The sequence below is a fragment of the Pedobacter sp. GSP4 genome (assembly GCF_051857575.1).
GTDB lineage: Bacteria > Bacteroidota > Bacteroidia > Sphingobacteriales > Sphingobacteriaceae > Pedobacter.
The window spans coordinates 308,052-332,398 of the sequence record NZ_JBPZIR010000005.1; the positions used below are offsets into that span (position 1 = coordinate 308,052).

15 protein-coding genes are annotated in these 24,347 nt (G+C 39.9%); 11 read left to right on the forward strand and 4 right to left on the reverse strand.

Annotated features, from left to right (window positions below):
* The first annotated feature begins 95 nt into the window (after nucleotides 1-95).
* From ACS5PU_RS15385 to ACS5PU_RS15410, 6 genes are all read left to right on the forward strand, one after another.
* Nucleotides 96-3,371, forward strand: coding sequence for a SusC/RagA family TonB-linked outer membrane protein (locus tag ACS5PU_RS15385; RefSeq protein WP_439460043.1), 3,276 nt, complete (start codon nucleotides 96-98; stop codon nucleotides 3,369-3,371).
* A gap of 19 nt (nucleotides 3,372-3,390) precedes the next feature.
* Nucleotides 3,391-4,971: a SusD/RagB family nutrient-binding outer membrane lipoprotein gene (locus tag ACS5PU_RS15390; RefSeq protein WP_439460044.1), complete on the forward strand. Its 1,581-nt coding sequence runs from the start codon at nucleotides 3,391-3,393 to the stop codon at nucleotides 4,969-4,971.
* Between the two features lie 311 nt (nucleotides 4,972-5,282).
* Nucleotides 5,283-7,622 carry a family 20 glycosylhydrolase gene (locus ACS5PU_RS15395; RefSeq protein ID WP_439460045.1) on the forward strand — a complete coding sequence of 780 codons (2,340 nt, stop codon included), beginning with the start codon at nucleotides 5,283-5,285 and terminating at the stop codon, nucleotides 7,620-7,622.
* A 407-nt stretch (nucleotides 7,623-8,029) separates the two neighbouring features.
* Complete coding sequence (locus ACS5PU_RS15400) at nucleotides 8,030-8,431, forward strand: hypothetical protein (RefSeq protein ID WP_439460046.1); 402 nt, start codon at nucleotides 8,030-8,032, stop codon at nucleotides 8,429-8,431.
* 153 nt (nucleotides 8,432-8,584) lie between these two features.
* Complete coding sequence (locus ACS5PU_RS15405; protein ID WP_439460047.1) at nucleotides 8,585-10,144, forward strand: S10 family peptidase; 1,560 nt, start codon at nucleotides 8,585-8,587, stop codon at nucleotides 10,142-10,144.
* A gap of 607 nt (nucleotides 10,145-10,751) precedes the next feature.
* Nucleotides 10,752-11,714, forward strand: coding sequence for an acetyl-CoA carboxylase carboxyltransferase subunit alpha (locus ACS5PU_RS15410; RefSeq protein ID WP_439460048.1), 963 nt, complete (start codon nucleotides 10,752-10,754; stop codon nucleotides 11,712-11,714).
* 166 nt (nucleotides 11,715-11,880) lie between these two features.
* On the opposite strand, the gene ACS5PU_RS15415 is transcribed toward ACS5PU_RS15410, so the two are convergent.
* Both ACS5PU_RS15415 and ACS5PU_RS15420 read right to left on the reverse strand, forming a co-directional pair.
* Complete coding sequence (locus tag ACS5PU_RS15415) at nucleotides 11,881-14,916, reverse strand: glycosyltransferase family 117 protein (protein WP_439460049.1); 3,036 nt, start codon at nucleotides 14,914-14,916, stop codon at nucleotides 11,881-11,883.
* Between the two features lie 217 nt (nucleotides 14,917-15,133).
* Nucleotides 15,134-18,160, reverse strand: a complete 3,027-nt coding sequence (locus ACS5PU_RS15420; RefSeq protein WP_439460050.1) for a glycosyltransferase family 117 protein — start codon at nucleotides 18,158-18,160, stop codon at nucleotides 15,134-15,136.
* Nucleotides 18,161-18,529: 369 nt separating this feature from the next.
* Between ACS5PU_RS15420 and ACS5PU_RS15425 the strand changes: the two genes are divergently transcribed.
* From ACS5PU_RS15425 to pth, 3 genes are all read left to right on the forward strand, one after another.
* The gene (locus ACS5PU_RS15425; protein ID WP_439460183.1) at nucleotides 18,530-19,471 is read left to right on the forward strand and encodes a ribose-phosphate pyrophosphokinase; all 942 of its coding nucleotides are present in this window, start codon (nucleotides 18,530-18,532) and stop codon (nucleotides 19,469-19,471) included.
* A 167-nt stretch (nucleotides 19,472-19,638) separates the two neighbouring features.
* Nucleotides 19,639-20,223, forward strand: coding sequence for a 50S ribosomal protein L25/general stress protein Ctc (locus ACS5PU_RS15430; RefSeq protein WP_439460051.1), 585 nt, complete (start codon nucleotides 19,639-19,641; stop codon nucleotides 20,221-20,223).
* Between the two features lie 164 nt (nucleotides 20,224-20,387).
* Entirely contained in the window at nucleotides 20,388-20,948 is a 561-nt protein-coding gene (gene pth, locus ACS5PU_RS15435) for an aminoacyl-tRNA hydrolase (protein WP_439460052.1), read from the forward strand.
* Nucleotides 20,949-21,653: 705 nt separating this feature from the next.
* On the opposite strand, the gene ACS5PU_RS15440 is transcribed toward pth, so the two are convergent.
* Together ACS5PU_RS15440 and ACS5PU_RS15445 are read right to left on the reverse strand one after the other, a co-directional pair.
* Complete coding sequence (locus tag ACS5PU_RS15440) at nucleotides 21,654-22,319, reverse strand: tetratricopeptide repeat protein (protein ID WP_439460053.1); 666 nt, start codon at nucleotides 22,317-22,319, stop codon at nucleotides 21,654-21,656.
* Between the two features lie 123 nt (nucleotides 22,320-22,442).
* Nucleotides 22,443-22,850 carry a hypothetical protein gene (locus ACS5PU_RS15445; protein WP_439460054.1) on the reverse strand — a complete coding sequence of 136 codons (408 nt, stop codon included), beginning with the start codon at nucleotides 22,848-22,850 and terminating at the stop codon, nucleotides 22,443-22,445.
* A 105-nt stretch (nucleotides 22,851-22,955) separates the two neighbouring features.
* Here ACS5PU_RS15445 and recF point away from each other — a divergent pair, with 105 nt between their 5' ends.
* Together recF and ACS5PU_RS15455 are read left to right on the forward strand one after the other, a co-directional pair.
* Nucleotides 22,956-24,059: a DNA replication/repair protein RecF gene (gene recF / locus ACS5PU_RS15450; protein WP_439460055.1), complete on the forward strand. Its 1,104-nt coding sequence runs from the start codon at nucleotides 22,956-22,958 to the stop codon at nucleotides 24,057-24,059.
* The gene (locus ACS5PU_RS15455) at nucleotides 24,052-24,342 is read left to right on the forward strand and encodes a DUF721 domain-containing protein (protein WP_439460056.1); all 291 of its coding nucleotides are present in this window, start codon (nucleotides 24,052-24,054) and stop codon (nucleotides 24,340-24,342) included. The genes recF and ACS5PU_RS15455 overlap by 8 nt, the downstream gene beginning before the upstream one ends.
* Nucleotides 24,343-24,347: the final 5 nt, after the last annotated feature.

Below are 24,347 nucleotides of genomic sequence, written 5' to 3' on the forward strand. Positions count from 1 at the left end.
GAACTTATGCAACCAAAAAAAACAAAAATATGATTTATTATTACTTACTGCAAGGGCATCCGGCATACCGGAGGCTTTTAAAATTCATTATGCTAATGAAACTAGCCTGTATTATGGTTTTCATTACCTGTCTTAATGTTTCGGCATCGGTTTTTTCTCAGGAAAAAATTTCGTTAGATGTTAAGAAAACAAAGCTGGCCAGGGTATTACAGATTATTGAGCAGCAAAGCAGCTACCATTTTGTGTACAGCTCTTCTTACGTTCCGGTTAATAAGGACGTAAGTATTACTGTAACCAACACTTTGGTAACTGATGTGCTGGCAGCTATTTTGAACAGAACGAACCTGAAATATTCTGTTTCTGATGGCGGCTTGATTGTAATTAGCAAGAATAAGGAAGTTCCAATTTCTGGAACGGTAAAAGATGCACTTGGCGGGGCACTGCCTGGCGCAACGGTTAGGGTTAAAGGAACCGGAATTGGAACATCTACCGATGTAAACGGAAAGTTCTCTTTAAATGCTCCTGATAATGCCATTTTGGTAGTTTCGTATGCTGGTTTTCAAACAAAGGAAATTTCAATCGGATCGCAGACCAGTATCGCAATCGTATTAACCGAAGATACCAAGCAGCTTACCGATGTAGTGGTAACTGCTTTGGGTATTAAAAAGGAAAGAAGGGCTTTAGGTTATTCGGTAACGCAGGTTGGCGGCGAAACTTTAACACAGGCCAGAGAGAACAGTGTTTTAAACTCGTTGGTTGGTAAAGTTGCAGGTTTAGATGTAAGCTCTACTTCGGGTGGAGCTGGTGCTGCAACCAGTGTTATTATTAGAGGTGTTTCCAGTTTAGGGCAGAGTAGTCAGCCTTTATATGTGATTAACGGTATCCCAATGGAGAGTGAGCCTGTTGGTAGGTTTAATGCCAATTCTGTTGGTAACAACGGTGGGCAATATGATAATGCCCCCGACCGTGGTGACGCGATTGGCAATTTAAACCCTGATGATATAGAAAGCATTTCTGTATTAAAAGGTGCAGCTGCGGCAGCATTATATGGTTACCGTGCAAAATCGGGCGTTATTTTAATTACCACTAAAAGTGGAAAAGGAAACAGCATAGAATTTAACAGCAACTATGTAGGAGAGCAGGTAATGGATAGGACCGATTGGCAGTACGTTTATGGGCAGGGTGTTAACGGGCAAAAGCCTACAACGCAACTGGCTGCAGCATCTACCGGTGGATCTAGTTGGGGTGCAGCATTAGATGGATCGAACGTAATCCAGTTTGATGGGGTAAGCGGACCTTATTCTGCCCAGAAAAACAATATCGAAGATTTTTATAGAACAGGAAACAGCTTTACCAATACTTTGGCTTTAAATAAAACTTTTACCGGCGGGGTAATAAGGGTTTCGGGAAGTGATTTGCATAACAATTCTGTGGTGCCTAATTCGGGGTTGAACAGACAGAATTTCACCTTATCAAGCACTTTTGATCCGGTTAAAAACTTGGTAGTTGATGCCCGTTTTAACTACATACTGGAGCAGGCTAAAAATCGCCCAATGGTATCGGATGGTGCCGGTAATGCCAATTACAATGCTGCTTTTTTACCAACCAGCGTAAATATCAACGATTTGAAACCATGGAAAAATGATAAAGGAAACGAAATCCTTTATAATACTGGTAACCCTTATGCTACAAATCCATGGTTCGCTGCTTACGAATTTATTCATAACACCAAGAAAGAGCGCTTATTAAGTTCAGCCAACGCCAAATATACTTTTGATAATGGATTGTTTTTACAGGCCAGGGCAGGCAGAGATGCTTACAATGAAACCTATATTGGCGTTACACCTTCAGGAACTGCTTATGATCCAGATGGAGGCTACACTGAGCAGTTAACAAATTTTTCTGATATCAATGTGGATGGTTTGATTGGCAAATCTTTCAAAATAGACGACATATCAATTACGCCTAACTTTGGAGCCAGTTATAGAAGAACTAAGCTTACACAAACTACCAATCAGGGTGGCTCTTTCCAGATACCTGGTATTTATACTTTATCCAATACCGGCGGAAAAACAGTTAGCGTTGTGCAGAGCGATCAGGAAACACAATCGGTTTATGGTACTTTGGAATTAACCTATAAAGATATATTTTATTTGACTGGTAGTGGAAGAAGCGATTGGTTCTCTACTTTGGCAACGCCGGGTAAAGGCAATAAATTAAGCGTGTTTTACCCTGCGGTAAGTGCTTCATTCGTGTTTTCAGAGCTATGGAAACCATCTTTCTTAAGCTTTGGTAAATTAAGAGCTGGTTATGCTGTTGTTGGCCAAGGTGCGCTGCCATTTAAAACACAATTGTACTATAACTTAAGGAGTGAAACAGTTAATGGAAGCCCGATTGGTAATATTGTAAATCCATCCATCCCAAATGCATCTTTATTTGCCTCAAAAGCAAAGGAACTTGAAATTGGTACTGAAATGCGTTTTTTCGGCGACAGGTTAAATTTAGATGTAACCTGGTATGATAAGAAATCAACAGATGAAATTCTAGATGTTCCTACTTCAACCACAACCGGTTATAATGGTGCTACTTTGAATATCGGCGAGCTTCAGAATAAAGGTGTGGAAGCTTTAGTTTCGGGTGTTGTTTTGAAAAATAAAGATTTCAGTTGGACATCAAGCTTAAACGGATCATATAACGATAACAAGGTAATTACACTGGCCCCAGGAACGGCTTCACAACTATTGGCTACTTCTAGAAGCAATGTTGGCTTTTTACAAAATATTGCCGGATTGCCGGTAGGACAGGTAATGGCCTACGATTTTAAATATGATGCCAATGGAAATATCGTTAAAGACACGAATGGAGCGCCCGAAAGAGGCGAATTAAAAGCTTACGGTTCTGCTTTTAGCAAGTGGACCGGAGGCTGGAACAACGAATTTAGCTATAAAGGTGTAAACCTTTCGTTTTTAATAGATGGTAAATGGGGCGGAAAAATATTCTCGGCAACCGATTACTATGGTTATGTTTTCGGACTTCACCAAGCCACTTTAGAAAACCGTGATGCATTGGGCATAAATGCGGCCAATTACTACACCACCTATGCCAACAATGTTTCAAAACAATTTGTTCAGGATGCCAGCTTCATCAAATTCAGGCAGGTAATATTAGGGTATAATTTTCCGGCAAAAATGTTCAATAATAAAATTAAAGGACTCAATTTAAGTTTTGTTGGCCGTAACTTATTCATCCTGATGAAAAAGACGGATAATATCGACCCTGAATCGAGCTATAATGCAACATTTCCGGGTATGGAGTTGGGAGGTGTGCCGCCTGTTCGCACCTATGGTTTAAATTTAAGTGTTAAGTTATAATCCTTTAAACGAATTGAAAATGAAAACGATCATAAAATTATACATACCACTTATCTTATCTGGTTTAACACTGATAGCTGGTTGTACCAAAGACTTTGAAAAAATCAACACCGACCCGGTTTCGGTTGGACAAGAACAATATAATCCCAATTATTTATTATCAACAGCACAGCTAAACTATACTGGAAGCATCGATTTTGCCTACGAAACCTGGAGGGGAAATTTAATCTATGCCTCTACCATGATGCAGGGGCTATCGTCGGTAATTGGTTATTGGGCAGGCGATAAATACATGTTGAATGAAGGCTATACCGCTGCTTATTGGGAAAAGGCCTATCCAGATCAGGTAAAATATGCTGCCGATGTTGTCGAATTTACCAAAGGGAAAGCACAGTACAATAATGTTTACCAAATGGGCAGGATATGGAAAGCCCTGATTTTTGAAAGATTAACTGACTTATACGGCGATATACCATATTTCGATGCAGGTAAAGGTTATTATACCGCAAATTTATACCCTAAATATGACGCTCAGCAGGCTATTTATACCGATTTATTGAAAGAGGTTGATGAAGCGGGCAATGCTTTAAGTACCAGTGGCGATGCCGTTACCGGCGATTTGGTGTTTGCCGGCGATATTGCTAAATGGAAACGCTTTGCTGCCAGTTTAATGCTGCGCATGGCCATGAGGCTAACTAAGGCTGATGCTACTTTAGCGCAGACGTACATTAATAAAGCAGTTGGTAAAACCATGACCGGAGATGCAGATAATGCTTTCTTCAAACACGATGTTAACGGTAGCCGTGTTACCCAAAACAGAAATGCCCAGGTTTTATTGGGCGATGGTGGCCAGGAAAATTTTTACACCAGATGGAGCAGTACCTTTATCAACTACTTAAAAACGAATAACGACCCCCGTTTAAGTAAAGTAGCCGTAACTAAGTTGTATCTGACTGATGGTACCAAGGCGCAAAACCCAGCTTTCATTACTACAGCTGCAGTACAGAAAGGTATGCCGAACGGTAAAGATTTGAGTGGTATTGCAGGAAGAGATGTTAGACAGGACCCTTCATATACCGATTTTACTGATTATTCATCTCCAAATCCAGGCATGTTAAAAAGAGATGGCAATACTTTTATCCTTACCTATGCCGAAACCGAATTGCTTTGGGCAGAAGCAGCACAACGTTACGGTATTGGCGGCTCGGCGGCTACGCACTATAATGCAGGCGTAACCTCGGCCATGACCTACTTATCGCAGTACGATGCCACAATGACGGTAAATGCTACTGATGCCGCCGCATATTTAACCGCACACCCTTATGTGCCTGCAAATGGCCTGGATATGATTGCAACCCAATATTGGGCACATACCATTACCATGTTGGATTTTTACGAAACCTGGTCTAATTGGAGAAGGACGGGAATTCCAGCACTGGTACCTATTGTTTATCCAAATACCAATACAGGAGGTTCTATTCCGCGCCGCTTCCCTTACCCACTTTCCGAAGGTGTTTCTAATGCTGCAAATTACAAAGCAGCTTCGGCTGCTGTTCCGGGAGGAGATAAGCTGGTAGGTAAAGTTTGGTGGGACAAATAATTAAATCATCCCTTTTTACTGGCCGGTATTGCGCAAGCGATGCCGGCTTTTTTTTAGGTTTTAATGTTAGGCAAGGCAAACGTTTGCGCACAACTAAGTTAATGGTGTGATAAAGTTTAGTTTATCTTTATCAGCATAAAGTGATAAATATAGTTTGCTGGGCAGGAACTGTAGCTAAGTCCAAGCTGATTTTAACAGATACGCTAACCAAATTTTATTGACTGAAAATTGATCGGCTGCAAACTGAGAAATTGAAAAGACATAAGCTTAACCGGTTTTTAAATCCACTTAAAAACAATCAACAATCATACATGAAAAATATTTTATTTACCGTTGGCTTAATTATCCTCACACAAGGTTTTTTATTTGGTCAAACCGACAGTGCAATCGTGAAGTCGATACCTAATATTAAGGCAATAAGCTTGGGTGATAAGAAAATTGTTTTTCCTGAAAGCCCAAATGGATACCATCTTGTGTTTAAAGGGAGTAACCGCGGGTCCGTTGTTGATGAAAATGGCAATATCACAACTCCGCTGGTGGCCTCAAAAGTCGATCTTTATTTTCAGCTCATCAATAACACCAGCGATTCGGTTAAATACGATATTTCAAAACAGGTTGTTGTTCCGGGGAAATTTCCAGATGGTGGGGTAAACCCTCAGCCTTTCGTAATTCCTGCTTTGAGCGAATGGCATGGAAGTAAAGGTGATATTTCTTTAACCGCTTCAAGCAGGATTGTTTTAAGTGCAGTACATGAAAAAGAATTACAGCGCGCCGCAAATATTTTAAAACAGGAGCTGAAAGATCAATTGGGTTTTAGCTTCGCAATTGTAAAAGGTAAAGCTAAGAAAGGAGATATTTTACTCACTTTAAATGCAAAAGATAAAAGCATTGGCGAAGAGGGTTACTATTTTAATACAGATGAATATATTACCATTAGTGCGATAAATTATCAGGGGCTGTTTTGGGGAACAAGGACTTTGCTGCAGTTACTGGAGCAGAAAAATAGCATCCCAAAAGGATTGGCAAGAGATTATCCAGAATTTAAAGTACGCGGGTTTGTGCTCGATGTGGGCCGTAAGTTCTTTAGTCTGCAATTTTTAAGAGATTACGTGAAATTCATGTCCTATTATAAATTGAACGATTTTCAGATCCATTTAAATGATAATGGCTTTAAAAAGTATTTCAACGATAATTGGGATGAAACCTATTCGGCATTTCGCTTAGAAAACACCACTTACCCTGGACTTACCGCAAAAGATGGTTCTTATACCAAAAAGGAGTTTATGGCTTTACAGCAATTAGCCAGTGATTACGCAGTTAGGATTATCCCAGAAATTGATGCACCAGCACACGCGCTTGCATTTACCAAAGTGGTTCCCGAAATTGGCAGCAAGGCCTATGGGATGGACCATCTCGATCTGCACAATCCACTTACCTATACTGTTATGGAAAACGTATTTAAGGAGTATATTTCGGGCAGTAAACCTGTTTTTATGGGAAAAGCAGTTCACATTGGTACCGATGAATACGCTAAAAAAGATGCCGAAGTTTTTAGAGACTTTACCGATCATATGATTAAATATGTAGAAAGTTTCGGAAAAGATGTGAGGCTTTGGGGCGCATTAACACATGCTAAGGGCACTACTCCGGTAAAAGTAGACAATGTGGTGATGAATACCTGGTATAATGGTTATGCAGATCCTGTTGAAATGAAAAAACTGGGGTACAAGCAGATCAGTACTCCAGATGGATGGTTATATATTGTGCCTGCAGCTGGCTACTATTATGATTACCTGAATATTAAAAATATTTATAATAAGTGGACACCTTCTATGATCGGAAACGTTAGGTTTTCTCCCGGCGATCCAACTATTTTGGGCGGCTCTTTTGCCGTGTGGAATGATATAGTAGGCAACGGAATTACAGAAAAAGATGTGCACGACAGGGTATTTCCGGCAATGCAGGTATTATCTCAAAAAATGTGGGGAGGAAGTGATGTGCCCTTAAAGTTCGAAGACTTTAATAACCGGAGCAAGAAAATTGGCGAAGGACCATCATTAAATATAGGTGGGAAGATCTCCAAAAGCGAAAAAACTTTTACCGTCCATTTTAACTTTGATAAACAAGAAAACAACATACACACCACAGGCGCTGTTTATGCAGCTGGATATTCAAAAAATGCTTTATCATTTTCGGGGAAGAATAGTTATGCCAAATTGCCCTACACCGAAATAGGATATAATTATACTGTTTCTTTTTGGGTAAATCCGGCTGAGCACAATTTAGAGGATGCCGTTCTATTCAAATCGCCTAATGCCATTGTAAAACTAAAACAGAAAAGTACAGGCAAACTCGGATTTTCAAGAGATGGATATGATATGGATTTTGATTATACCTTACCTGAAAATAGTTGGACACATGTAGTAATAACCGGCACCAATAAAGGCACTAGTCTCTACATCAATGGCAAACCCGAAAAGAGATTGTATGATAACTGGATTGTGTTTACCGATAAAGACAAAACAAAAATGCGTAAATCCGAAACGCTCTTTTTCCCGCTTCAAACGGTGGGTGGTTTTAAAGGAAAGCTGGACGAATTACAAATCTGGAACCGTGTACTATCCGATGAAGAGATTTTAGCATTAAAATAATTACCCCGTATCTAATAATCAGCTTTTCTCAGCCGACAGCGCAATAGGCTTGTCGGCTTTTTTGTTCCCTGAAGTTTAAATAACGTGTTAAGCAAACGATTGTGCTGTATCCGTTTTCGCCATTGTTTACTTAAGCTTTAAATAGATTTAATTCGTAAAATTAAACAGTCATAGGTGTTTAATTAGGTTAGTTTTGATGTTGAGGTATTCACTTATCAGTCAAACGTTTGCGTGTTAATTTGAAAAAATACCTCTATAATAAAGCATTATCTTTAGTTAACAAGCTCCTATTTTAACCTGTATTTTAAGTTTAATCAATTTTACTGCGGTTTAAGATGCTATTTGTATTTCTGGTGCTCAACACCAATTAGTTTTAATTAAAATTTAACCTATTTAAACAAAAGAAAATGAAAAAATCAATTGCTTTGCTTGTAGCTTCTTTAGCTTTTACAGTTTGCCTGTTTAGTAGTTTTACACCTGAGAAATTAACCGTTTCGCCAAAAAAAGTGATGCGCCGGGGTGTGGTTACCGTTACCAAAAATTTTACTGCCAGTAATGGCCTGGCTGCAGTGGCAACACTTCAGTACACCACTGGCCAGGTTTATTCGAGTATTACAGTAACCATACAGGGTGAGGGTAATGTTCCGCTAACTTCGGTATCTCATTCCTCAGGTCCGATTTACGCCGATACTTTTGAAGGTTACAAAGCTGGATCTTATTATGAATATTTTGTAGATGTATTGGTTACCGGAAATCCAACAATAGGCTGGCAGATTGGAGATGCAAGTGCCGAAGCTGTGGTAATTTAAGTTTTATATAAAAAGTCTACTGCTTCAATACAGCAGTTTTTTTGCAGAACCGGCATTGCCAAAAGCAGTGCTGGCTTTTTTATGGTAACATTTCTAATGCGATTTTTGATTAACCGTACATTAGTTTGATATTTAGGAACCAAACCAAACTCAATGAAATTCAGATTTATACTAGCCGCATTTTTATGTGCAGGTTGCTTTGCACAGGCACAGCAAGGGCCAAGAAAAAGCCAATCTAAAGAAACCGTAACCACTACACAGGTTACCGTTAAAGATGAACCCAAATCATCAGCAAACGAAAGAACCATTAAAGTAGAGAGCAGTGTAGTAACCAACCATTCGGTAAATATTGATGGTAAAGCAGTGCCGTATAAGGCTACAACAGGTACATTGCCCGTATGGGATGAGGATGGCAAGCCCATTGCAGGATTATTTTATACATATTATGAGCGTAGCGATGTTCAGAACCGCGATAAAAGGCCTTTGGTAATTTCTTTTAACGGAGGCCCGGGCTCAGCGTCTGTTTGGATGCACATTGCCTACACAGGCCCTGTGCTCTTAAATATTGATGATGAAGGATATCCGGTACAGCCATACGGCTATAAAGAAAACCCATACTCTATATTAGATGTAGCCGATATTGTTTACATCGATCCGGTTAACACAGGCTATTCGAGGGCTGTAAGTAAAGATATTCCGACCAATAAGTTTTTTGGGGTACGTGCCGATATCAAATACCTGGCCGAGTGGATCAATACTTTTGTAACCCGTAACAACCGTTGGGCTTCTCCAAAATTTTTAATCGGAGAGAGTTACGGCACCACACGCGTATCTGGTTTGGCTTTAGAGTTGCAAAACAGTCAGTGGATGTATTTAAACGGTGTGGTACTGGTTTCGCCAACAGAGCTCGGAATTGATCGTAGCGGACCTGTTGATGCAGCCTTGCGCTTGCCTTATTTTGCGGCCACAGCTTGGTACCATAAAGCTTTAGCTGCCGATTTGCAGAGCAAAGATTTAACAGCCATGTTGCCAGAAGTGGAAAGTTTTACCATTAACGAACTTATTCCCGCCATTTCGCAGGGAGGCATGTTAAGCGCCGATAAAAAGAAGGCTATTGCAGCAAAAATGGCCCGTTACTCTGGCCTTTCAGAAAACGTGATATTGGCTTATAACCTCAATGTGCCTACTGATTTCTTTTGGAAAGAACTGTTAAGAGATAAGGGCTTTACCGTTGGAAGGCTTGATTCGCGTTACCGCGGAATAGATAAAATGACTGCAGGCGAAGGACCAGATTATAATGCAGAACTTACTTCATGGCTACATTCGTTTACACCGGCTATCAATATGTACATCCGCAACGAACTGAACTATAAAACCGATTTAAAATACAATATGTTCGGGTCAGTTTACCCTTGGGATAAAACCGGCGATCAGACCGGTGATAACCTATGTCAGGCAATGGCATCAAACCCTTATCTGCATTTATTGGTACAATCGGGCTATTACGATGGCGCCTGCGATTATTTCAATGCCAAATACAGCATGTGGCAGTTAGATGCTGCGGGCAAGCTGCAGGATAGAATAAGCTGGGAAGGTTACCGCAGTGGGCACATGATGTACCTGCGTAAAGATGACCTGAAAACGGCGAATAACCACATCCGCGAATTTATTAAGAAAGCCTTGCCAAAAGCTGGCGAAGCTGCTAAATTCTAAAATTTTAGCATTGACAACTTTCCTATGCAAATTGCTATTGAAGTTGTCAACTCCTCCTCGCTAAGGTCCGTGTCTTCACGGACCTCTTTTTTATTCATGTGTTCAGCGTTTTTTTTTAAATTTTCGGAGCACAGTTACAGTGCGATTATTATTGTTATTCCTGCTTTTCATTGCTCCCGATGAACAATCGGGATCCATTTCATCCGATAACTATCGGATCAGGGCTAGATGGGTTAGGGTGGTGGCACGGAAATCCTGCAAAGCGGTAATATCAACTGTGCGTCCCATCGGGACGCTTCATGGGTAGCCAATTGTACAATTGGCGTTAACGTTCCGTTAGGAAAGTTTGGTGTTCTGGGCGATGGCACGGAAACCCCTCATAGTAGCAAAAGTTTTCGTAAGCTAAACCCGACCTTAAGTGAGATGACGGTTTTTTCAACCGGCAGAAACGGGGGCGGGACTGCTGTAACCGAAGGATAGCTGCAATTGCTTTCCAAATCATATGAGTGATAATCGTCTTTGCGATAGATATTTGTATTGTAAAACGGGCAAACAAAAAACTCATCGCTGCAAACTAAAAATAATTACTTATTTTTGTGGTTCAATTATGCAGCAAATAAAAACATCATTCGATTTTGAAAAACCTATTGCCGATTTAGTTCAGCAGATAGAAAAGGTTAAGCAAGTTGCCGAAAAAACTAAGGTAGATATGTCTGCTACTTTAGACGAGCTTGATGGTAAATTAGATGAAACTACCAATAACTTATATAAAAATTTAACCGGTTGGAACAAGGTTCAAATGAGCCGTCATCCAGATCGTCCGCAAACACTCGATTACATCAGCATGATCTGCGATGATTTTATTGAGTTGCACGGCGATAGGACCGTTAAAGATGATAAGGCTATTATTGGTGGCTTTGCTTCTATTAATGGCCAAACCGTTATGGTTATTGGTCACCAAAAAGGAAAAAACACCAAAGAGCGTCAATTCCGCAATTTCGGTATGGCCAACCCTGAAGGTTACCGCAAGGCTTTGCGTTTAATGCGTTTGGCCGAAAAATTCAATAAGCCTGTTATTTCTTTTATTGATACCATGGGTGCTTACCCGGGTTTAGAAGCCGAAGAACGCGGACAAGGTGAGGCTATTGCCAGAAACCTGTTAGAAATGTCGGTTTTAAGGGTGCCTATTATCTGCATTGTTGTGGGTGAAGGTGCATCTGGCGGAGCTTTAGGTATTGGTATTGGCGATAAGGTTTACATGCTAGAACATACTTGGTATTCGGTGATTTCTCCAGAGTCATGCTCATCTATTTTATGGAGAAGCTGGGATTTTAAAGAGAAAGCTGCCGAATGTTTAAAATTAACTTCGGATGATATGTTCGGGAACAAGTTAATTGATGGTATTATCCCTGAGCCACTTGGCGGTGCGCACCAAGACCCTGAGTTAATGGGCAAAACTTTAAAAGAATATATAGTTAAAGATTTGGCTGCGCTAGGTAAATTAAAAACAGATAAAATGATTGAGCAAAGAATTGATAAATTCTGCGCAATGGGTGTTGTAAACGAATAATCATTAACTAAAAATAAATTTGAATCCTGTTCGGCATTGCTGAACAGGATTTTTTTTGCCCGCTTACCAAAACCTCGCAGTTTTTTAAAACCTGCGAGGTTTATTTAGCCAAAAAAAGCAGCTACAAATTAATGCAGCTGCTTTCTATTTATTTAAATGCCTGTTGTTATTGCGGCGCCTGTTGTGGGAAGAACATCGATAAACGTCCTTCTAGGCTGTTAAATATTTTCTGTAGTTTATCGCTTACCTTATCCTGTCCAGCAGCTTTGCTTGTTTTGATCATTCTGTCAAGGTAGTACAATCCCGTTTGGATGTTCTGTGAACCAGTTAAGCCTTTTGATTGCGATATATCTGCAAGGTAGTTTAGCTCCTTGTTGATGTATTCTCCAGATTTTTCCAGAATATCATTTGCCCTGGCTGTTTCACCCAGTTTATAAAGGTTTTCGGCCATGTAAAATTTCACTACTACTGTACGGATACCAAAAAACTTATCAGGCATTACCGCAAAGTATTTATCAACTACTTTTTTGGCTTCATCAATTTTACCTTCTTTAATTAAGCTGTTGGTTAAGCTGCTGAAGATATTGGTAAAGATAAAAGTATCATCTGATGATTGTGGATCTAAATATTTAGCGGTTTTCATATTTCCCCACTTAAATTTAGTCATTACATTATTGTAGAGTACAGGCGTATTCAATTGCTCTGGTCTATCCTCTGTTGCAGCGGTATCAGCTTTGAACGGCAATAAACGCATGGCTAAACCTTCGCTGTACAAATATTTATCCAAACCGTTATATTGCTCAGAAGGTACAGTAGAAGCGAAGTAAATAGGGCGTTTCCAGTTGTTGTGTGCCAGGATATCGAACATGGCCAAAGTACCTTTGGTAACATAACCTTTGTTAAATTTCCAATCCATCTCCGTAGTAATTTTTGAAGCATCAGCAGCCGAAACCGTTCCTGTACTTACAACCTGTTGTGGATCTACTGTAATTTTAAGGTTCTTGGTAGGTAGGAAGTTAGATTTAGTTCCATCCTGCATCATCACTTTATCACCATCATTATCCGATAAGAGAAGATCAACAATATCTTTTAACTCAATGTTTCCGTTTAATTTCTCATCAAATGGCATTACATCTCTTTCGCCCTGTACATACTGCTCAGGTTTCATTGTAATTGGCAACGGCGCCGATTCATTTTGTTTTTGTCTTAAACCGTTAATATACCAGTCCGTATCGAACAAACTCAAGTTTACGATACGCACATCCGGACGCACATTTTCTACCTCTTGGATGTACCAAAGCGGATAGGTATCATTATCACCATAGGTAAACAAGATCGCGTTTGGCGCGCAAGATTGCAGGTAATCCAAAGCAATATCGTGTGGAACCAATTTCGTAGAACGATCGTGATCATCCCATCCCTGCTCGGCCATAATTACCGGTGCAGCCAATAAACCGATAACCGTTGCACCAATAGCGCCGGCAGTAGGGGTTAATTTTTTAAATAACCATTCTTTTAAGGCAAGCGCCCCTAAACCTATCCATATGGCAAAAGCATAGAACGAACCTACATAAGCGTAATCACGCTCGCGTGGCTCTAACGGCTTTTGGTTAAGGTACAATACGATGGCAATACCGGTGAAAAAGAACAATAAGCCCACTACACCAGCATCTTTCTGGTTGCGTTTAAAGTGCCAAAGTGCACCAATAATTCCTAAAATTAACGGTAAAAAGAAGAAACGGTTATAAGCTTTATTATCAATGGTTGATGGAGGCAGGTTGGTCTGATCGCCACGTAACCAACTATCAATCGGTTTAATGCCGCTGATCCATTCGCCCTCAAATCCGCTTCCCTGACCCTGCTCGTCGTTTTGACGACCAACAAAGTTCCAGAAGAAATAACGCATGTACATGTAGCCAATTTGGTAGCTGGCCAAAAAGCCAACATTATCTACCAGGTTAGGGTGTTTGCTATCATCTAAGTGCATCCATTCTTTATAAAAACCTGCATGCCTAGGGTCATCGCTATACATACGTGGCAATAAAGTGTTGTTGCTGTATTCGTAATCGGTTTTTTTACCGGCTACCTCATACTTTTCTTTACCTTTTCTCCAAATGGTTTTTCCTTCAGTTACACCGGTTCTTTCCGAGTTGTAGTTCGGACCATAACCCAGTGGCCTATCGCCATATTGCTCGCGGTTGAGGTAACTTAAAAAAGAGAAAGCATCTTTAGGTGCACTGTTATTTAAGTTCGGATCTGCCTTGGCCCTGATAATGATCATCGAGAACGATGCATAACCGAAAATGATCAATACGGTAGATATTAAACCTAAATTTAACAGTTTCTTTTGGTGCTGAATAGAGTAACGGATTCCCCAAACCAAGGCGCCGATTAGTAGTATTGCGAAGAAAAGAACACCTGTTCCGAAACCTAATCCCAATGTGTTTACGAAGAATAAATCGAAATAGGCCCCAAATGAAACCAGATATTGGATAATACCGTATTGAATTACCGCTAAGATCAATATTCCTACAATAAGCGTTTTAACAATGCCTGATGTGGTGGCTTTATCCGTTCTTTTAAAATAATAGATAAAGGCGAGTGCCGGGATGGTAAGTAAGTTTAATAAGTGGATACCGATTGATAAACCCATGATATAGGCAATAAACAACAACCAACGGTCGGCTCTTGGCTCATCGGCATGTGCTTCCCATTTAAGGATAGCCCAGAAAACAATGGCGGTAAATAATGAAGATTGTGCATAAACCTCCGATTCTACAGCCGAAAACCAGAAACTATCTGAGAAAGTATAGGCTAAAGCACCAACGGCACCTGCACCCATAATACTGATCAGTTTGCCTGTATTAAGCTCTTCTCCGGCCTTAATGATGGTTTTTTTAGCCAGTGCAGTAATTGTCCAAAATAAGAATAAGATAGTTGCCCCGCTCGAAACAGCAGAACCAACGTTCATCCAGTAAGCAATTTTGGTCAAATCTCCGGCTGCGAAAATGGAGAAGAAACGTTGGATCATTAAGAATAATGGTGCTCCTGGTTGGTGAACCACCTGCATTCTGAATGCCGATGCGATAAATTCACCGCAATCCCAAAAACTCGCAGAGGGCTCTAAGGTTAAAACGTAAGTTAGTGTAGCAATTAAAAAGCAGATCCAGCCTACTATATTATTAACTTTTGAATAATTCATTGTTTTGTTTAATGATATTAAAAATTGTTTTCACATAAAAATGCTGCCGAAATTAACTATTCTAGTCGATAATACAGGTAAATTTTTCGATTGATTTAACAATTTTTAACGGCCTGAGCCTGTTTGTGTAAAGGATTTTAACCGATTTGAAAAATAAAAACCCATAAGCAGAAATTTCATAATCTGCCTATGGGTTAAAATTTAGAATGTTTTTGTGCTAACCTGTTGCAAATGGGGTAAACCTTGCAATAAGATCATTGTACTGTTTTTCGAGATTTTTACTCAGTACATCCTGTTTAAATACTTCGGTAAGTTTTACCATTTGACCCAAATAACCCAGATAAAAGCGCACATCCTGCTCAGCAGATAACTGGTTTTTACTTTCAGAAACAGCAGCCAGATGGTTCAGTTCCTTGCCAACATAATCGGCAGTTTTTCTGATCATTGCATTGGCACGGTTTAAGTCATTTAAGCGGTAAAGGCTTTCGGTAAAGTAATAGGTGCTCATTACTTGGCGCATGCTGTAAAACTTTGATGGGATAACCTCAAAATATTTATCGGCTACGCTTTTGCCCTCTGCAATTTTTCCTTGGTTGATTAAGCCATTTAACAGGCCGTTAAACATATTCGAGAACATGGTCACATCATCAGCCGACTGTCTGTCTAAATGATTCGCATTTTTAATGTTTCCAAAACCATAAACATTCATGAGGTTGTGGTAAAGAGGCTTAATGTTGATGCGGTCAAAATCTTCTGTCGAAGCAGTATCGGGTTTTAATGGCAACAGCCTTTTGTTCAGCCCTTCCGAGTAAAGGTATTTGTTTAGCCCGATATATTGCTCATCCGGCATTGCCCCTGTAAAGTAAATCGGCCTTTCCCAGTTGTTGTGGGTTAAAATATCAAACAGTGCCAAAGTTCCCTTGGTTACATAATTTGAGTTGTATACCCACTCCATGCTGCTTGCAATTTTTCCGGCGTCTTCTTTTGGAACAGTGCCCGTATCCAGCACCTGCTGTGGGTTTACGGCCAGTTTAAGGTTTTTGGTAGGCAGCACATTGTATTTACTGCCATCGCTCATGGTTACCTTGTCTTCATCATGATCAGACAAAAGTACATCCAGAATTTCTTTCAATTCGATATGCTGGGCAATTTTATAGTCCTGGTAATACATAATATCACGGGTACCGGCAACGTACTGCTCGGACGTAATACTTAAAGGAAGCGGTTCTGATTGATTTTGCTTTCTTTTCATCCCATCAATATACCAATCGGCGGTAAATAAGCTCAGGTTTACCACCCGCACATCCGGACGGATATTTTCTACCTCCTGCGCATACCAAACCGGATAGGTATCATTATCGCCATAGGTAAAAAGAATGGCGTTGGGTGCACACGATTTTAAATAATTTACTGACATATCGTGTGCTACATGACTGTCAGAGCGGTCGTGGTCATCCCATCCTTGGTTGGCCATGATAACCGGAGCGCCCAATAAGGCAATAACCGAAGCAAATATGCTTGCCCTGGCGGGTGTGAGTCGCTGGAAAAGCCATTCTTTCAGTCCGAAAACGCCCAAACCAATCCATATGGCAAAAGCATAAAAAGAACCTACATAAGCGTAATCGCGCTCGCGGGGCTCAATGGGTACCGAATTTAGATAAACCACAATGGCAATTCCGGTAAAAACGAACAGTAGGCCGATAATGCCTGCATCTTTCTGGTTCCGTTTAAAATGCCATATTGCACCAATCAGGCCGATAATCAAGGGCAAGAAGAAAAATCTGTTGTAAGCTTTGTTTTCTACAATAGAAGGCGGGAGGTTTTTCTGGTCGCCAAGCCTAACCGCATCAATCGGTTTAATGCCACTTAACCAATTTCCGTCTTTTCCGCCAAACTGCCCATCCTCGTTATCCTGCCTGCCTACAAAGTTCCACATAAAGTAGCGCATATACATTTGGCCGGTTTGGAAAGAGAACATATACTTTAGGTTATCCATTAACGTAGGTTTATGGCTATCATCAAAACCCATATAGTTTTTGTAAAACCTTACATGTTCTGGTTTATCGCTGTACATGCGTGGGGCAAGGGTCTTATCACTAAAAACGTAATCAGATTTCGTACCTGCCGATTCATATCTGGTTTTCCCTTTTCTGTAGAGCTTCCCGGTTTCTTTAATGTCTATTTTCTCCGAATTGTAATTCTCTCCGTACAATAACGGCCTATCTCCATATTGTGCCCGGTTTACATAACTCAAAAAGTTAAAGGCATTTTCTGGGTCGGTGTTGTTTAAATTTGGTTTTGCCTGCGCCCTGATAATCAGCAGCGCAAAAGAACTATACCCAAAAAGGAGCAGAACGGTAAACAGCACGGCCAAATTGAGCGCCCGTTTATTTTTACGGATTGAATAGCGGATGCCGTATACCAGGCCTCCGATAACCAAAATGGCGAAAAACAATACGCCGGTGCCAAAACCTAAACCCATCGAGTTTACAAAAAAGTAATCAAAGTTTGCTGCAAGGGCAACCAGATATTGGATAATGCCAAACTGTACCACGGCCAATACCCCGATGGAAATACAAAATACTTTTAAAACACTTTGCCAATTTGGCGAAGGATATTTTTTAAAGTAATAAACAAATATTAATGCTGGGATGCTCAACAGGTTTAAAATGTGCACACCAATAGAAATACCCATAATGTAGGCTACAAAAAGCAGCCAACGGTCGGACTTTGGCTCATCGGCCTGCGATTCCCATTTCAATATGCCCCAGAATACAATAGCTGTGCAAAGCGACGACATGGCATAAACCTCAGCCTCAACAGCCGAAAACCAGAAACTATCAGAAAAAGCATAGGCTAACGCACCAACCAGGCCCGCACCTATAATACCGATGGTTTTTTGCCTGGTTATTTCTTCACCTTTTTTTACAACGGTTTTTTTGGCCAGTGCCGTAATCGTCCAGAAAAGAAAAAGGATGGTGCCTGCGCTGGCCAGGGCCGAAGCCAAATTCATGAAATAGGCTATTTTGGTTTTATCGCCAAAGGCGAGTGTAGAGAATAATCTTTGTATCATCGAAACCATGGGGGCACCAGGCTGGTGAACTACCTCCATTCTAAAGGCCGAAGCGATGAATTCGCCACAGTCCCAGAAACTTACAGATTGATCTAAAGTTAAAATGTAGATGAGCGCGGCAATGGTAAAGCAGAGCCAGCCTCCAATGGTGTTAATCCTTGAGTAATTCATAGTTAAAATTTAGTCTTTGATAATAAATGATTTAAGTGGTTCGTAGTAAAAAAAGTCGCAGAAAAAAAGAAAATGTTGCACGCTATATGATGATTTTTTTATCTTTGCAACGCAGAAAGGAATTGCAGGAAAGAAATTAAAAATATTTTAAAATCACTCTTGCATATTTAAAATAAGGTTCCTACATTTGCATTCCCTTTCGAGGAGAATATCCTTGAGAATTTTTGTCCGATAGTATAAGGGTAGTACAACGGTTTTTGGTACCGTTTGTCTTGGTTCGAATCCAGGTCGGACAACTAAAATTTAATGTCGGATCATGTTTAAACAGACATGATCCGATTTTTTTTAACCGTAAACTACACACGGACCATGCCATTGCAGTTTAACCCGGTAAAGCTATTTTCCGGAACAGGTTCTAAGGGATTATCACTTAAGATTGCCGAACACTACGGCAAACCACTTGGTAGCGTAACCATCCACAAATTCAGCGATGGAGAATTTCAGCCTTCTTTTGATGAATCAGTCCGTGGCAGTGATGTATTTTTAATCCAGTCTACCTATCAGCCCAGCGATAACTTAATGGAGCTTTTGTTAATGGTTGATGCAGCTAAAAGAGCATCGGCACATTACATTACAGCAGTGGTTCCGTATTATGGTTTGGCCCGTCAGGATAGAAAGGATAAACCGCGTGTAGCCATCGGTGCTAAACTGGTAGCTAACTTATTAAAATCGGCAGGCATCCACCGCATTATGACGATGGATCTGCATGCTGCACAGATACAGGGTTTCTTTGATATTCCGGTTGATCACTTAGATGGATCAGTAATCTTTGTTCCTTATATCAAAAGCTTAGGCTTAAAAAACTTAACTATTGCATCGCCAGATATGGGCGGTTCGTATAGGGCACGTACTTTTGCCAAGTTTTTTAATGCAGAGGTAATTATCTGCGATAAACGCCGTAAACGTGCCAACGAAATCGAATCAATGTCGATTATTGGTGATGTTACCGGTCAGGATGTAGTATTGATTGACGACATTTGTGATACTGCCGGAACCTTATCAAAAGCTGCGGCATTGATTATGGAAAACGGAGCTGCAAGTGTAAGAGCAGTTTGTACCCATGCTGTATTATCGGGCAAAGCAATAGAAACGGTAGAAAATTCGGTATTAACTGAATTAATTGTTACCGATACTATTCCATTGAAACAAGAAAGCCCGAAAATTAGGGTACTGAGTACAGCAAGCCTATTTGCAAGGGCAATTGCCAATGTAAACGAACACGGATCGATTAGCGATCTGTTTAGGGTATAGTGGGGTTAACCGTATACTGGTTAATCGGTTAATGGTAGGTTTTGTGCCCAGTTAACCAATTTAACAATTAACCAGTTAACCCAAGAAAAGAGTTTAAATAAAGGTTAAAAGATTTTCAGTCTTGATACCCGATACTTAATACTAATAAACAATTAAATAAAAATAAAATGAAAACAATCGCAATTAGCGGTTCTCCAAGAGAGAACGTAGGGAAACGCGATGCCAAGGAACTTCGTTACGAAGGTAAAGTTCCGGCGGTATTGTATGGTGGAAAAGAGCAACAACACTTCGCAGTGGTTATTGCTGATTTAAGAGATGTTATTTATACCCCGGAAGTAAACTTTGTGGAGATTGATGTTAACGGTACTAAAACTAAAGCTATCGTAAAAGACACTCAATTTCACCCACTTACCGACGTATTAATGCACATCGATTTTCTTCAGTTGTTCGACGAGAAAGAAATCGTTATGGAGATCCCGGTTAAATTAACAGGAACTTCTCCAGGTGTTAAAATGGGGGGTAAATTAATCCAGAAATTACGTAAACTACGTGTTAAAGCATTACCTGCTAACATGCCACAAAACGTAGAAGTAAGCTTAGAGAAATTAGAAGTAGGTAGTTTATTCCGTGTTCGTGACCTTAAAGGTGATCAATACGTAATCACTAACACTCCTGAAGATACTATCGTTTCTGTTGCAATGTCTAGAGCATTAAAACAAGCAGAAACTGAAGCTGCTAAAGGTAAAAAATAATCAAGGACCCTTAGGGTTTCCTGATTTTAAGATAAAGCGTTCCGATTTAAATCGGAACGCTTTTTTTATTTACGCATGGTTTATTCCGTCAAACGCCCAGCGCTAACCGCCCAACTATCCATAATCCATTTTCCATCTTTCATTAAACATTTTATCTTTGCCCCATGAAATATCTTATCGTTGGTTTGGGTAACATCGGACCTGATTATGCGCATACCAGACACAACATTGGTTTCGATATTGCCGATGAACTGGTTAAAGGCTTGAACGGAAGTTTCGAGAATATCCGTTTGGCTTATTATTCGGAAGTAAGTTTTAAAGGCAAGAAACTACACGTAATTAAGCCAACAACCTTTATGAACCTAAGTGGTAAAGCGGTTAACTATTGGATGAAAGAGCTCAAAATAGCACCCGAGAATGTACTGGTTATTGTGGATGACCTTGCACTGCCATTAGGTAAGCTAAGGTTAAAGCTGCAGGGCTCTAGCGCAGGCCATAATGGCTTAAAAAGCATAGAAGAGGTTTGCGGTGGACAAAATTATGCACGTTTGCGCTTTGGTATCGGCAGCGATTACCCAAAAGGCAGGCAGGTAGATTTTGTACTCGGCCTATTTGATAAAGACGAACAGCTGGAACTCCCAGCCCTGATTGATAAAAGTGTTGAGCTGATTAAAAGTTTTGTTACTGTTGGGCCTGCCCATACTATGACGGCTTTTAATAAATAGGTGGTGCATTCGTTCACTGGCCATTTGTTTATTGGTACTGCAAATTGCCTATCGCAAACTCATTATAGGTTAATCGGTTAACTGTTTAAACCGGTTAATTGAACATGGCTGTCATCCTGAGCGCAGCGAAGGATCTTTAATCAGTGATGGTTAATTATGGACAAGCTCATATGCCCTTCAAATGCCTGGTACTGCAAATTGGTCATTACACAGATCGTCGTTTCGACCGTAGCGGAGAAATCTATAAATACCTTTTCTCTTCTTTACTAAATCGCTGTCATCCTGAGCGCAGCGAAGGATCTTTAATCAGTGATGGTTAATTATGGACAAGCTCATATGCCCTTCAAATGCCTGGTACTGCAAATTGGTCATTACACAGGTCGTCATTTCGACCGTAGCGGAGAAATCTATAAATACCTTTTCTCTTCTTTACTAAATCGCTGTCATCCTGAGCGCAGCGAAGGATCTTTAATCAGTGATGGTTAATTATGGACAAGCTCATATGCCCCTAAATGCCTTATATGGTAAATGATTTATGGGTTTGTTTGGCTATGCACCATGCAGCCCAAAAGCAGCTGTAGCTGATTTTCAAAAAAAAGAAAGTTGATTTCAATTGTTTTTTGATTGAGGGAATTGGAGTAGAAGCCATTAAACAAAAAAAGATCATCTTTCGATGATCTTTTAATAAATATAGTTAGTTAATGATTATTTAACTTGCTCTTGAGCTCTTGCAATGTAAGCATCAATTAATTGCGCTTCTGCACTCTCAGGATATTGTGTTTTCACTTTTGTATAAGCATCAACTGCACCTTTAAAATCTTTAAGGTTTTCGTTAACCAATCCTAATTTCTTTAAAAACATAGGAGAAGTAAATTTACTCGCTTTATCTGCAGCTTTTTTATAATATGTAGATGCTTGTTTGTAGTCTTTTAATTCGCTGTATGCATCTCCCAATAAGCCTAAAGCCAATGGATCTGCAACCGGGCTACCAGTAGCGCTATATTTGCTTAACGATTCTACTGCTTGTTTATATTCGCCTTTACGTAAATAAATACCACCTAAATAAAGGTTTGCTAAATTAGCCGATTTTGTATTGTCGTAATCTTTAGCAATCTGCTCAAAACCTGGGTAACCGCTTTCGCCTTTAATGGCTTTGTTAGATAGTGAGTCTACACCAACATATTGCTCTGCTTTGTACATTTTGCTCGCAGCCTCTTCAGCGCGGCCTTTTAAGTACACACCTTGGTACCAAAGATATACTAAAACTAATACAACAACAGCGCCTGCTATAAAAAGTAAGCTCTTGTTATTCTCTTGTAAAAATGAACCTTTTTTAGTCGGTTGAATTGTCTGATTATCTGTTGTAGACATGTTTGTTTAAAAAATTAAGATTGCAAAAATACATTTTTCAATCAAAGTATCAACCTTTATTTTGAAGTATTTAATTAAACATTAGTTATTTAGACCTGCAAAAGTGCAAAATGCCTGTAGCAATTAACGCAGCAGGCTAATTAAGGTATTAAACCAGGTTTGGTTATCGCTAAAAATGCCCGTATGGTTAATTACCAGGTAAACCGTTTGGCTTTCTGATCGGCTTATGGTCGACCGGATCCTGATCGGCTGCCAAAATAATCCAAAGTTTTTGACTGAAGATGCCGGAAAAAGATCGTCGAAGCCCATGTAAACCTCTTCGATATGGGATAAAGGCAGTTCCAGATGCTCATCTCCAGTGATGAAAAGACCATTTGATGCCAATAATATATTGCCTTCGTGATTGTGTGTCGGCTTTAAAAATGAAAATAAACCCGCTATCTTTTTAAACCAGCCCGATCTTTTTTCATTGGTCAGTTCATGATCATATGACCATAGAACGTTCCCCTCTAACATTTTTTGTGCAACCATTTAATTTTACTTGCTATGAAAGTACAATTTTTTTAAATGTTATTAACGTTTATTTTAAACAATGGATGTTTAGCGGCTGAAAATCGGTAAATTTGTGACATATTTATGTGGTTAAAAAACATTACCCTGCTAAATTTCAAGAACTACACCGACGCCGATCTCCATTTCTCGGAAACTGTAAATGTTTTTACGGGTAACAATGGATCTGGTAAAACGAATATGCTCGATGCTATTCACTACCTCTGTTTGTGTAAAAGTTACTTTAACCCTATCGATAGCCAGCAGATTAAAACCGGGCAGGAAGTTTTTATGATCCAGGGCGATTTCGACCGAAATCACAAAAATGAAAAAATTTCCTGTGGTATAAAACGCAACCAGAAAAAACAGTTTAAGCGTAATAAAAAAGAATACGATAAACTGGCCGATCATATTGGCCTGTTTCCGGTGGTGATGGTTTCTCCGTACGATGTAAACCTGATTATGGAAGGGAGTGAGGAGCGGAGGAAGTTTATTGACAATGTAATTTCACAAACCGATGCACATTACCTCGACCAGCTGATTACCTACAACCGCATTTTATTAAATAGAAATGCTTTGTTAAAGCAGATTGCCATTACCAGAAAGTACGATCCAACCCTGCTCGAAATTTTAGATGAACAGTTGGTTATGGCAGGAAATAAGATATTCCGCATCCGAAAAGCATTTATGGATGAATTTATTCCGCTGTTTAACCAATACTATACCTACCTTACCGAAAATAAAGAAACCGTAGAGCTGAACTACCAATCGCAACTGAACGAGGCAACTTTTGAAGAACTGCTCAAAAAATCGGTAGAGAAAGACCGCGTACTCGAACGTACCACAACAGGCATACATAAAGATGAACTGGCTTTCGTAATCAGCGGTATGCCTTTAAAAAAGTTTGGCTCACAAGGGCAGCAGAAATCCTTTTTAATTGCCTTAAAGATTGCCCAATACGCGTACCTGGCAAAAAATAAAGGGTTTAAACCTTTGCTCTTGCTGGATGATATTTTTGATAAGCTGGATGATAACCGCGTGCAAAAACTGATGCAAATGGTTTCTCATCACGATTTTGGACAGATATTTATAACCGATACCGGAAAAGAAAGGGTAAAATCGATTTTTGAAAAAATAGAAGTTGATGTAACTTTGTTTGAAGTTGATAATGGAACTATAGAAAATGCGTAAACCTAATGATGTTACCCTTAAAGATGCAATTGGCAAAATGCTTGATGTGTACCGTTTACGCCGTAAGTTCGATGAAACTTCAATCCTATCGGTATGGCCCGAAATTATGGGCACAGCTATAGCCAACAGAACCAAACAGATTTATATCCACGATAAAAAGTTATTTCTCCGCATCGAATCTTCGGTGATCAAAAATGAGCTGATTATGGTGCGCCAGGGTATTATCCAGAAATTGAATGAGCATGCGGGCAGCGAGGTAATAACAGAAATGATCTTTTTGTAAGCAGA